The organism is Microbacterium sp. MM2322 (assembly GCF_964186585.1).
GTDB lineage: Bacteria > Actinomycetota > Actinomycetes > Actinomycetales > Microbacteriaceae > Microbacterium.
This window is the reverse complement of record NZ_OZ075067.1, coordinates 2,262,425-2,274,528: the sequence shown is the minus strand read 5'-3', so window position 1 is coordinate 2,274,528 and position 12,104 is coordinate 2,262,425. Positions and strand designations below refer to the sequence as shown.

Here is a 12,104-nt window from a genome sequence, read left to right as displayed (position 1 = left end):
GCGGTACCCGCCTTCGCAAGGAACCCCGTGACACAGATCGACTACAGCGCCTTCGACACGCCCGGACGTGGTCGCGGCATCCTCGACGTCTTCGAGTACCGCTACCTCCTGCGGCTGCTGATCGGCAAGAGCACAGCGCTGCGCTACCGCAACTCTGTCCTCGGCTGGTTCTGGTCGTATGTGCGTCCGACGGTGCAGTTCCTCGTCTACTACATCGTCATCGGGCAGATCCTCGGGCTGCACAAGAACGTTCCGGCCTTCCCGCTCTATCTGTTCAGCGGGCTGGTGCTCGTCAACCTCTTCAATGAGACGCTCGGTGCCGCGACGCAGTCGATCGTGGCGAATCGCGCGCTGGTGCGGAAGATCTATCTTCCGCGGGAGCTGTTCCCCCTCGCTGCGATCATCGGTGCGCTGACGCACTTCCTCCCGCAGCTGGCGGTCCTGATCATCGTGAGTCTGCTCTTCGGGTGGCTGCCGAGCTTTGCGGCGGCGGGGATGGTCCTGCTCGGGATGGTGCTGGTCCTCCTCTTCGTCACGGGGCTCGGCCTGTTCTTCGCGGCGATCAACGTGCGCTTCCGCGATGCCAGCAACACGGTGGACATCATCCGGACGATCGCGACCTGGTCCGTCCCGGTCCTCTATACGTGGGCGATGGTCTACGAGCGGACGCAGCACATTCCGTGGCTGTTCAACCTCTGGATGTCGAACCCGCTGGCCGTCGCGGTGGAGATCTTCCACCACGCCTTCTGGGGAGAGCTGCCGGTGGTCAACGCGGCCTCCCCGGCCCCGGCCAACCTGGGGTGGCCGCCGGAGTTCGGTTGGCACATCGCCTCAGCTTTCGTGGTCATCCTCATCAGCTTGGTCGTCGGCCAGCTCGTGTTCCGTCGTGCCGAGCGCACATTCGCCCAGGATCTGTGATGTCGACACGCAACGCCACTGAAGCCCAGCCCCGGATCGTCGTCGAGAACGTCTCGAAGTGGTTCAACAAGCGTTCCGCCCGATCGCTCAAGGACGCCTTCATCAGCGTCCTCAAGCGTCAGCCGCTGCGCTCCCGCCAGTTCCAGGCGCTCAACGACATCTCGTTCCAGATCGCAGAGGGTGAGTCCGTCGCGATCATGGGTCTGAACGGCTCGGGGAAGTCGACGACCCTCAAGCTCGTCTCCGGAGTGCTCGAGCCCGATGAGGGCCGCGTGTTCACGCGTGGACGTGTCGCCGGGCTCATCGAGGTCGGTGCCGGCTTTCACCCCGACCTCACCGGGCGTGAGAACGTCTTCCTCAATGCGGCGATCCTCGGGATGACCGAGAAGGAGACGAAGGCTCGCTACGACGAGATCGTCGAGTTCAGCGGCATCGGTGAGTTCATCGAGCAGGAGGTCAAGCACTACTCCTCCGGCATGTTCATGCGACTCGCCTTCAGCGTCGCGATCCACGTCGAGCTCGACGTGCTCCTGGTCGACGAAGTCCTCTCCGTCGGCGACGCGCCCTTCCGCGCGAAGTGCGACGCGAAGCTCCGGGAGCTGGCCGAGAAGGGCGTGACGATGATGATCGTCAGCCACAGCAAGAGCATCGTGAAGAGCCTGTGCTCCCGCGGCGTCGTCATCCGCAAGGGCAATGTCGTCTTCGACGGTCCGATCGACGACGCCCTCGCGGTGCTCGAGCGCGGCTGAGCCGCCCCGCTCGCTCCCGGCTCAGCCGAGGAGATCGCGGAGCGACTCGCGCCAGTCGCGCGGGGCGAAGCCGGTGGCTTCGATCTTCGCGAGGTCGAGGACCGACCAGCGCGGACGCGGCGCCACGGGACCCGTCGCGGATGCGAAGTACGTATCCGTGGATACGCCCGTGACCTGGCCGCGGTCGTGGCCGGAGAGTTCGTACACCTCGCCCGCGATCTCCGCCCACGAGGCGGGGGAGCCCGCCCCGGTCAGGTTGTACGTGCCGAACTCGGCCTCGCTCTCGAGAAGATGACGGATGCCGCGGGCGATCTCGTCGGTGAAGGTGAGGCGTCCGATCTGGTCGTCGACCACCGAAGGGGCGACACCCCGCTCGGCGAGCGACGCCATCGTCCGCACGAAGTTCTTCCCCTCGCCGATCACCCACGAGGTGCGGACGATGTAGTGGCGGGGGACTGCGGAGACGACCGCGTCCGCGGCGGCCTTGGTCTGCCCGTAGACGCCCAGGGGCGCGACCGGCTCGTCCTCTGGGTAGGCGGCATCCGCCGTACCGTCGAAGACGTAGTCGCTCGACACGTGGACGAGGGTGATGCCGTTGTCGGACGCGATGCGGGCGAGCTGCGAGACAGCGGTGACGTTGCCGGCCCATGCCCCGGCGCGGTCCGTCTCAGCGGCGTCGACAGCCGTGTAGGCCGCGGCATTGATGATCGTGCCGAAGTCGCGCCACCGACGCGCGTCGGACAGATCGCTCGTGAGGTCGAGCTCCGCCCGGCCGGCGAACTCGACGCTCGGATCACCGTCGAACGCCGCGCGCAGTGCGAGGCCGAGCTGCCCGTTCGCGCCGACGACGAGCGTCTTCTTCGGCGGGATCGGGACGACGTCGGCCAGACGCGGGTGCGCGAGATCCTTCGCGGAGATCTCGACGTCGGCGAGCGGGATCGGCCAGTCGATCGCGGCGGTCTCGTCGGCGAGGTTGAGGAACGAGTACGACGCGTCCGACGACCAGTGGTCGTTTACCAGGTACGTGTAGGCGGTGTCGGGCTCGAGGGTCTGGTACGAGTTGCCGACCCCGCGCGGAACGAAGATGGCGCGCGACGGGTCGAGCTCGGCGGTGAAGACGGCGCCGAACGTGGGGCCTTCGCGAAGGTCCACCCACGCGCCGAAGATCCGGCCGGTGGCGACCGAGACCCACTTGTCCCACGGCTCGGCGTGGATGCCGCGAGTCGTCCCGACGGCGTCGTTGAACGAAATGTTGTTCTGCACCGGGCCGAAGTCATCGAGCCCGGCGGCGGTCATCTTGGCCCGCTGCCAGTTCTCTTTGAACCAGCCGCGGCTGTCGCCGTGCACGGGCAGGTCCCAGATGACGAGGCCCGGGATGCCGGTCTCGGTCGGCGTGAGCGCTTTGGCAAACTCGGTCACGCTCACTGTCCCTTGCTGGCGTAGAACGCCTCGACGCCGTCTTTGGCGGGAGCCCACCACGCCTCGTTGTCGCGGTACCACTCGATCGTGGCGGCGAGACCCGCCTCGAAATCGCGGTACGACGGCGTCCAGCCGAGTTCGGTGCGGAGCTTGGTGGAGTCGATCGCGTAGCGCAGGTCGTGTCCGGCGCGATCGGTGACGTGATCGTAGGCGTCAGGGGCGTGCCCCATGAGTTGGAGGATGAGCTCGACGACGGTCTTGTTGTCCTTCTCGCCGTCGGCGCCGATGAGGTAGGTCTCCCCGATCTCGCCCTTGTCGAGGATGGTGAGCACGGCGGAGGAGTGGTCGTCGGCGTGGATCCAGTCGCGCACGTTCTCGCCCTTGCCGTACAGCTTGGGACGGATGCCGCGCAGCACATTCGTGATCTGACGCGGAATGAACTTCTCGACGTGCTGGTACGGCCCGTAGTTGTTCGAGCAGTTGCTGATCGTCGCGCGGACCCCGAACGAGCGGACCCATGCACGCACGAGAAGGTCGCTGCCGGCTTTCGTCGACGAATAGGGGGATGACGGGTTGTACGGCGTCTGTTCGGTGAACCGGGCGGGGTCGTCGAGCTCCAGGTCGCCGTACACCTCGTCGGTGGAGATGTGGTGCAGCCGGGTGTCGTGGCGGCGGGCGGCTTCGAGCAGCGTGTATGTGCCGATGATGTTGGTGTCGAGGAACGGCCGGGGGTCGTGCAGGGAGTTGTCGTTGTGCGACTCGGCCGCGTAGTGGACGACGGCATCCGCCTTCTCGAACAACCCGTCGACCAGTTCCGCATCGGCGATGTCACCGACGACCAGGTCCACGCGGCCGTCGGGAAGCCCGGCCAGCGACGACTCGTTGCCGGCGTAGGTGAGCTTGTCGAGGACGGTCACGGTGTGATCGGTGTGGGCGACCACATGATGGACGAAGTTCGATCCGATGAAACCGGCTCCGCCGGTCACGAGGAGGTGTGCCATGTCATGCGCCCCTGTTCAAGATGTCGAGCAGGTACGTGCCGTACCCGGATTTCACGAGCTTCTCCGCACGCGTACGCAGCTCATCGTCAGTGAGGAACCCTTGCCGCCATGCGACCTCCTCGGGCACCCCGATCTTCAGCCCCGTGCGCCGCTCCATCGTGCGGACGTACTCACCGGCATCCAGCATCTGATCGAACGTGCCGGTGTCGAGCCATGCCGTGCCCCGCGGGAGCACCTGCACCTGCAGCTTGCCCGCCGCAAGATACGCGCTGTTGATATCGGTGATCTCGTACTCTCCCCGCGGTGACGGCTTCAGGTCGCGAGCGATCTGCACGACGTCGTTGTCGTAGAAGTACAGACCCGGCACCGCGTAGTTCGACTTCGGGTGCGCCGGCTTCTCCTCCAGCGAGATCGCGCGACCCTCGGAGTCGAACTCGACGACACCGTATGCCTCGGGTTCGCCCACGTAGTAGGCGAACACCGCGCCACCGTCGACGTCGTCGAAGCGCGCCAACTGCGATCCGAGCCCGGGGCCGTACAGCAGATTGTCGCCGAGGACGAGGGCGACCTTGTCGTCGCCGATGTGGTCCGCGCCGATCGTGAACGCCTGCGCGAGCCCGTCCGGCGACGGCTGCCGCGCGAAGGTCAACGACACCCCGAACTGCGAGCCATCACCCAGGAGACGCTCGAAATGCTCCGCGTCGTGCGGGGTGGTGATGATGAGGATGTCCCGGATCCCCGCCAGCATCAGCGTCGACAACGGGTAGTAGATCATCGGCTTGTCGTACACCGGGATCAACTGCTTCGAAACGCCCAACGTGATCGGGTGCAGACGCGTCCCCGAGCCCCCCGCAAGAATGATGCCCTTCATGCGACCCATCGTCCCATAGGGACGCTGTCGACCTGGACGGGAAATCCGGGATCGCCGCGGCCCCGCCCGTAAAGTGGATGCGTGATCAAGGTCTCCGTCGTCGTGCCCACGTACAAGACGCCCCCCGAAGGACTCGCCCGACTCATCGGCTCGCTGGAGCGACAGACGATGCCGGCTTCGGAGTTCGAGGTGATCTTCGTCGACGACGGCTCACCGGACGACACGCTGCAGCGGCTGCGGAAGCTGGCGACGGCCCACAGCAACGTCCGCGTCGAGGCGATCGAGAACTCCGGCTGGCCGTCCAAGCCCCGCAACGTCGGGATCGAGCTGGCGCGGGGTGAGTACATCGCCTTCATGGACCACGACGACGAGCTGTACCCCGACGCGCTCCGCGCGGCCTACGAGTTCGGCGTCGCGCATCGTGCCGACGCCGTCAACGGCAAGGAAGCCCGCACGACGTCGCCGTCGTGGGGCATGAGCACGTACGACCAGGACCGGCCGCAGTCCGTGGGGCGGACGGACGGGCACCCGTTGATCCCGATGAATCCCCACAAGATGTACCGTCGCGCGTTCCTCAATGAAAACGGGATCCGCTTCGTCGAGGGCGCCCGCGTGCTGTGGGAGGACATCTTCTTCAACGTCCTCGTCGCGCGTCACGCCGCGGTGATCTCGACCCTGAGTTCCGTGCCGTACTACCACTGGGTGACGACCAAGGGGAGCGGCTCGACCACTTTCGTCAAACACGGCGAGGACTTCTGGCGATGGCTGCCGAAGGTCTGCCAGGCGATCATCGACGAGCTCCCGGGCGAGGAGAACCGCCTCCAGCGCGAGCAGCTCGAGCTGCATCAGTACAGCAACCGCCTCGTCGGCGTCTTCGACTCGAAGTACGTCACCCGCACGCCGAAGCAGCGGCGCTTCATGTTCGAGCAGGCTCAAGCCCTGCAGCGGGACTTCGACTTCGCCCGCCTCGAGGACCGCATGAATTCGTCCAAGCGGGTGCGGGCCGAGCTCCTGCGCGCGGATCGCCAGGATCTCCTGGAGGAGATCTGCGTTTCCGACGCCGCCGTACCGGGGTGGAGTCGTGCGACGTCGGTCGAGTGGCGGGACGGGGTCCTCCACGTGGCGACCGACGTGACGTGGTCGGACTCGAAGGGAACGGTCCCTGCGCTCGTGCGCGACGGCGATCGGATCCGGAAAGAGCTCCCCGCGGACGTCCGCGCTCTGGTGAGTGCCGACGCGACCGACATGACCGACGAGGTGGACGGGATCACCCTCACGGGTCTCGTGCGGTCTCGGCGATCACGGATCGCCTGGGCGCTTCCCTTGGAGAGCGACGTTCGCGTCGAAGACCTCCCCGATGGATCGGTCCGCGTCTCCGCGACGGCCGAGTTCACTCTCGACCCGGCTGCGGCCGCATCGGGTGCTCCGCTCGAGCGAGCGACGCACTGGGATCTCCACCTGCACGCGCGATTCGGCAACAGCTCGACCGACCGGGTGGTGAAGTCGACGATTCCGGCTTCCGTCACGGTCACGGGCGGGATTCTGCACCTCGTCTATCCGAACGACAGCAGCAACGCGACCGTCATCCCCGGAGGTGAGCGCGAAGCCGTGCGGCGACTGGAGCCCGAAAGTGCTGCCGTCGTCGACGGCGACCTGGTCCTCGGCCTCGCCGGTCGCCACGACGGCGCGGGTGACGTCGCGACCGTCGTGTCGGTCTGGAACGCGCAGGAGTCGAAGCCTGCCGAGCTACCCGCTCGCCTGAAGGTGGTCGACGGTGTCGCTCACCTCATCGTCCCGGGCCTCGACCGCGCCACCGTCGAGGTCCGTGTCGGTGACCGTGCTCCTGGCGGGCCGGGAGCGTGGATCGTGCGTTCCGAGGGGACCCGCCGCGTCCTCGAGCGCAGCACTCGGCCGTCGACGGACTCCGCGCCGAAGCCCGTGCCGAAGCCCGCACCGACTCCGACGCTGCGGCGCAAGGTGGGGCGGGTCCTCCGCAAGCTCGGGCTTCGGTGAGACGGTCCGTCGCTCAGGGGTCTCCAGACCCGGTGCCGTAGAATCGGCAAAATGCCTGAACACACAGCCCGTGGCGGCGGATCCACCCCCAGTGCCCCCGACCCTCGCGTGACCGGGAGCGCCACCGTCGACGGTGACATCGCCGACATCCTCGGGCAGTCGTTGCCCTGGCACGATCTCGACGGCGCAACCGTCCTGGTGACGGGCGCGGCGGGAATGATCCCGGCCTACGCCGTCTACACACTGCTCGGGCTGAATGACGTGCGGGATGCCGGCATCACCGTGCTCGCGCTCGTGCGCGACCCGGAGAAGGCCCGTCGACAGTTCGGCCCCGTCGCCGACCGTTCCGACCTCGTCCTCGTGCAGGGAGATGTCCGGCACCCCATCGAGATCGATCGCCGCATCGATCTCGTCATCCACGGCGCATCGCCCGCGAGGCCGGCGCTGCACGCTGCGAGCCCCGTCGACACCATCCGCGCGAACGTGATGGGCGCATTCGGACTCCTCGATCTCTGCGTCGCGTCCGGGGGAGCGCGGTTCGTCCTCATGTCGTCCGCCGAGGTCTATGGTCAGCGGGTGGCCGACGGTTCGCTCGTCGCCGAGGACGAGTACGGCTCCGTCGACATCCTGAACCCGCGTGCGTCGTACACCGAGGGCAAGCGCGCCGCGGAGACCATCGCCGTGAGCTATCACGCGCAGTACGGCGTGCCCATCACGATCGGACGCTTCGGGCACATCTACGGTCCCGGCATGGCGCTCGACGATGGACGCGTGCAGGCCGACTTCACCGCGGACGTCCTGCACGGACGCGACATCACACTCAACAGCGATGGCAGCGCCCGGCGGACCTACACCTACCTGGCAGATGCCGTTTCCGGCATGTTCGCCGCGATCCTCCTCGGTGAGGACACCGCGTACAACATCTCCGATCGCGACGGCTTCATCAGCATCCGCGAACTCGCCGAAGCGTTCACGCAGGCGCGGCCCGACAAGAACCTCACCGTCCGTTTCGCCGAAGGCGTCGACCACAGCCGATACAACGCGGTCAAGGGTCAGGGACTGGATGACGCGCGTCTTCGCAGTCTCGGCTGGGCACCGCACGCGGGGCTCAGGCGCGGTCTCGACCGCACGATCGCCTGGCATGAGGAACGCGGAGAGGGGGCGACACCGTGACCGACGCCATCGTGCCCGCGGCATCCGCGCAGCCCGTCGAATCGGAGCAGGTGGTCCGTCCCCAGCCGCCGTTCGACGTCACCGTCGACTCGCTCTCCTGGGAGCGCTCGAAGCTGACGATCCGACTGACCGTCGAGCAGACCGACTCGTGGACCCCGCTCGAGCCGGAGTGGGGCGAGGTCCCGCCGCCTGCCGTCGACTTCCGACTCATCGACGGGAAGCGTCGCATCCCGGTGCCGTTCACCGCGACCGGCCCGGGCACGTTCGAACTTCACGTCGACGTCCCCACCTTCCGCGACCGGCAGGCGATCCCGAACGGAACGTGGCGCATCGTCATGTTCGCCCACGGGGAGCGTGTGGCACCGGCCCGTTTCGACGGGAACTCCCTGCTCGAACTGGACGAAGGCTCGCGCGTCTTCCTCTACGACGGCAACCGCGCCGTCGCCACGGTGTCGTTCGGCATCGCGGAAAACTCCGCCGACCTCGAGCGCCTCGACTTCCTCATGCGGAGCTACCATCTCTTCCGGTCGCGCCCCAAGCCGAAGAAGTTCCGGCCGATCAAGCGGCTCAAAGCGCTTCTCGTCGGGCATCCCTCCAAGCAGAAGTACGCCGGACTGATCTATCAGATCATCACCCGCACGGTGGGCGTGAAGCCGGGACGCATCCTCTTCGCCTCCGATCAGCGCGTTCGCATCGAGGGCAACCTCCGCCGTGTCCAGGAGCGGATCGTCGAGCGCGGTCTGCAGGACCGCTTCGACATGAAGTACTCGTTCCGCCTGCCGCGCGCGGGCGGATGGGGCACGACTCTCCGGATCATCTACCTCCTGGCGACGAGCGAGATCGTCCTCCTCGACGACTACTTCGGCATCCTGAAGAGCCTCCGGATGGATCCGCGCACCAAGGTGATCCAGCTCTGGCACGCCGGCAGCGGCTTCAAGTCGGTCGGCTACAGCCGGTTCGGCAACCTGGGTTCGCCCAAGCTGTGGCATCCCCACCGGCAGTACACGTTCGCGATCACGGGGTCCGAGCACCTGCGACACGTGTACGCGGAGGCGTTCGGCATCGAGGAGGCCGCCGTCATCCCGACCGGCCTGCCGCGCGTGGACTGGTTCCTCGATCCGAAGACGCGCGACGAGTTCCTGGAGAAGTTCGCCGCGGAGAACCCGCAGATCGCGGGCAAGAAGGTCGTCCTGTTCGCGCCGACGTTCCGCGGCCGGTCCATCTACACGGCGTTCTACGACTACAGCCAGATCGACTTCGACGCGCTGTACGAGGTCTGCGGTGACGACACCGTCGTCCTGTTCCGGATGCATCACTTCGTCAAGAACCCGATCGAGATCCCCGAGCAGTACCGCGACCGGTTCTTCGACTTCACGCATTACCCCGACGGGCTGAACCTGCTCCACGCGACGGATGTGCTCATCACCGACTACTCGTCGATCATCTACGAGTTCTCGCTGCTGGATCGCCCCATGCTGTTCTTCGCACCCGACAAGGTCAACTACGCGGCGACGCGCGGCTTCCACCGCGACTACGACGAGACGGCGCCCGGCCGCGTCGCGAACACCTTCGACGACGTCCTCGATGCGCTCCGCACCGGTGAGTTCGAGCAGGAGAAGGTCGCCGAGTTCCGGCGCCTCAACTTCGACCGCGTCGACACCGGCGCGGCCGACCGTGTCATCGACTGGCTGATCATCGGCAACCCGGACACCGAGAAGATCACGGAGAGCCCGGTGCCGACCGAGCGTTCCGCCAACACCGCAGAGTCCAGTGAGAAGGACGTCCCAGAAGAGGAGATCGCGTGAACATCGCCATCATTTTCGCCGGCGGAATCGGTTCCCGCATGACCTCGGCGACGCTGCCCAAGCAGTTCCTCGAGATCCACGGCACCCCGCTCATCGTCCACACGCTGCAGCACTTCCAGGATCACCCCGAGATCGACCGCATCGCGGTCTCGATCCTCCCGCAGTGGCGAGACCGTTTCGCGCGCCTCGTCGCACGATACGAGCTGACGAAGGTCAACTGGATCGTCGACGGCGGAGCGACTGGCCAGGAGTCGCGTCACCGCGCGCTCCGCGCCGTCGCGAACGAGGCTCCCGCCGACACGGTCGTGCTCCTCCACGACGGTGTGCGCCCGCTGATCGACGCCGACGTCATCTCGGCGAACATCGACACGGTCCGTGCCAAGGGCCCTGCGATCACCAGCACGAAGTTCAACGAGACGATCATCTCCTCGGCGGACGGAGCGGTCGACGAGGTCATCCCGCGCGACCATCTCTTCGTCGCGCAGGCGCCGCAGAGCGGCCGGCTCGACACGGTTCTGGGCGTCTACGACCAGGCCGTCGCCGATGGCGAGAACGACTCGATCGACACGTGCAGCCTGCTGCGACGCTACGGACACACCCTGTACCGGGTCGACGGGCCGCGATCGAACATCAAGATCACCACGGCGGAGGACTACTACGTCTGCCGCGCGTTCTTCGATGTCCTCGAGCGCAACCAGATCGGCGGTTGACGGGCCGCGTGGGCCTCAGCTCGCCGCGTTCCGCATCGCGGCGACGTTCACCGTGACGATCTGACCCGTCAGGTCGGATGCCGCCACGTTCAACGTCACTCGTGCCACGTCGGCGGGGTCGAGCAGACTGTCCAGCGGCTCCTCGCCGAAGGCCTGCGTCCGCATCGGTGTGCGGGTGCGCTGCGGGTTGATGCAGTTGATCCGCACCCGTGACAGCTCCCACTCCTCCGCGAGGGCCTGAGTGAGGTTCACGACCCCCGCTTTCGTCGCCGAGTAGGCGCTGTAGCCCGCCCGGCCGCGGGTGTACGAGCTCGACGTGAACAGGACGACCTGCCCGCCCGTCTCCACGAGGTACGGATGGGCTTCGCGCGCCACGATCGCCGGCGCGACGAGGTTGACCTGGATCGTGTCCTTGAGGTCGCGCTTGCGGCTCTCGACGAGCGGTGCGATCCGCAGAACCCCGGCCGTGACGATCACGACGTCGATCCGACCGCTCTGCGCGTAGGCATCCGCGAGAGCCGCCCGCACGGCTTTGCCGGAGCGGATGTCGGTACCGGTGGAGGACCGGCTGAACTCGTGAACCGTGGCCCCGGCATCCTTCGCCTGCGCGACGATGCTCTCGCCGATCCCGTAACTTCCGCCGAAGACGACGACGGTCTTCTCGGAGAGGTCGGGAACGGTCGTCAGGCTCTCGAGCGAGAGGCTCGCCGACTGCAGCTGGAAGAGCTTGTCGGCGATGTGCACGTCGATCGGCTCGGTGACCTTCATGTTCTCCGCCGTGCCGTCCACGACGTAGATGGGGACCTCGGGAAGGTAGGCGAAGACGACGCCGCAGTCATCGGTGGCGCGGAACGACGGGTCGGTCGCCGCGATCTCGTAGGCCTTGCGGATCGTGCCGAGTCGGAACGCCTGCGGGGTCTGGCCGCGACGCAGTAGGGAACGGTCGGGGATGCCGGTGATCAGGCGGTCGGCATCCACCTGGATGATCGTGTCGGCCGAGGGGATGGCGGTGTCGACGGCCTCATACGTGTCGAGCGCGCGGACGCAGTCCTCGATGATGCGGTCGTCGATGAACGGGCGGACGGCATCGTGGAACAGGACCTTCGTGTCGTCGCCCTCGAGCGCCGCGATGGCCAGCTGGGTCGTGTCGTTGCGCGTCTCGCCGCCGGGGAGGATGCGCGTCAGCTTCGCGAACCGGTCGCTCTCGAGCAGGTGATCGAGCTCGCCGATCGCCGCCTCGTTCATCATGATGACGATCTCGTCGATGTGCGAGCTGCCCTCGAGCGCCTCGAGCGTGTGCTCCACGATCGCCTTTCCGGCGATCTTGATGAGCTGCTTGGGGATGCCGAGGCCCACCCGGACTCCGATGCCACCGGCCAGGACGACGGCGACAGTGCGGGCTGTGGTCACGGCGAGAGCTCCTCGTGAGTCGGTGCGCGCGTGCT

Annotated in this window: 10 protein-coding genes; 6 read left to right on the top strand and 4 right to left on the bottom strand. The window is 66.9% G+C overall.

The annotated features are described in order from the left end of the window. Positions 1-27 precede the first annotated feature (27 nt). Both ABQ271_RS11160 and ABQ271_RS11155 read left to right on the top strand, forming a co-directional pair. The gene (locus ABQ271_RS11160) at positions 28-918 is read left to right on the top strand and encodes an ABC transporter permease (RefSeq protein ID WP_349308830.1); all 891 of its coding nucleotides are present in this window, start codon (positions 28-30) and stop codon (positions 916-918) included. Then, positions 918-1,667 carry an ABC transporter ATP-binding protein gene (locus tag ABQ271_RS11155; protein WP_349308829.1) on the top strand — a complete coding sequence of 250 codons (750 nt, stop codon included), beginning with the start codon at positions 918-920 and terminating at the stop codon, positions 1,665-1,667. The genes ABQ271_RS11160 and ABQ271_RS11155 overlap by 1 nt, the downstream gene beginning before the upstream one ends. A gap of 21 nt (positions 1,668-1,688) precedes the next feature. Here the strand turns inward: ABQ271_RS11155 and ABQ271_RS11150 are convergent, their stop codons facing one another. Genes ABQ271_RS11150 through rfbA form a run of 3 tightly spaced genes read right to left on the bottom strand, consistent with a single transcriptional unit; the run spans position 1,689 to position 4,958 of the window. Further along, positions 1,689-3,092, bottom strand: a complete 1,404-nt coding sequence (locus ABQ271_RS11150; protein ID WP_349308828.1) for a bifunctional dTDP-4-dehydrorhamnose 3,5-epimerase family protein/NAD(P)-dependent oxidoreductase — start codon at positions 3,090-3,092, stop codon at positions 1,689-1,691. Continuing rightward, positions 3,089-4,087 (bottom strand): dTDP-glucose 4,6-dehydratase, encoded by a 999-nt coding sequence (rfbB, locus tag ABQ271_RS11145; protein WP_349308827.1) that lies wholly within the window; start codon positions 4,085-4,087, stop codon positions 3,089-3,091. The genes ABQ271_RS11150 and rfbB overlap by 4 nt, the downstream gene beginning before the upstream one ends. A gap of 1 nt (position 4,088) precedes the next feature. Beyond that, positions 4,089-4,958, bottom strand: a complete 870-nt coding sequence (gene rfbA, locus ABQ271_RS11140) for a glucose-1-phosphate thymidylyltransferase RfbA (protein ID WP_349308826.1) — start codon at positions 4,956-4,958, stop codon at positions 4,089-4,091. Between the two features lie 81 nt (positions 4,959-5,039). On the opposite strand from rfbA, the gene ABQ271_RS11135 reads away from it, so the two are divergent. From ABQ271_RS11135 to ABQ271_RS11120, 4 genes are read left to right on the top strand one after another with little or no spacing between them, the layout of a single operon-like run. Continuing rightward, positions 5,040-6,971 carry a glycosyltransferase family 2 protein gene (locus ABQ271_RS11135; RefSeq protein WP_349308825.1) on the top strand — a complete coding sequence of 644 codons (1,932 nt, stop codon included), beginning with the start codon at positions 5,040-5,042 and terminating at the stop codon, positions 6,969-6,971. Between the two features lie 51 nt (positions 6,972-7,022). Further along, complete coding sequence (locus ABQ271_RS11130; protein ID WP_349308824.1) at positions 7,023-8,144, top strand: NAD-dependent epimerase/dehydratase family protein; 1,122 nt, start codon at positions 7,023-7,025, stop codon at positions 8,142-8,144. Next, complete coding sequence (locus ABQ271_RS11125; protein WP_349308823.1) at positions 8,141-9,949, top strand: CDP-glycerol glycerophosphotransferase family protein; 1,809 nt, start codon at positions 8,141-8,143, stop codon at positions 9,947-9,949. The genes ABQ271_RS11130 and ABQ271_RS11125 overlap by 4 nt, the downstream gene beginning before the upstream one ends. Continuing rightward, a complete protein-coding gene (locus tag ABQ271_RS11120) occupies positions 9,946-10,659 on the top strand; it encodes an IspD/TarI family cytidylyltransferase (RefSeq protein ID WP_349308822.1) in 714 nt (237 codons plus the stop codon). The genes ABQ271_RS11125 and ABQ271_RS11120 overlap by 4 nt, the downstream gene beginning before the upstream one ends. A 15-nt stretch (positions 10,660-10,674) precedes the next feature. Here the strand turns inward: ABQ271_RS11120 and ABQ271_RS11115 are convergent, their stop codons facing one another. Next, positions 10,675-12,069, bottom strand: coding sequence for a bifunctional cytidylyltransferase/SDR family oxidoreductase (locus ABQ271_RS11115; protein ID WP_349308821.1), 1,395 nt, complete (start codon positions 12,067-12,069; stop codon positions 10,675-10,677). Between the last annotated feature and the right edge of the window lie 35 nt (positions 12,070-12,104).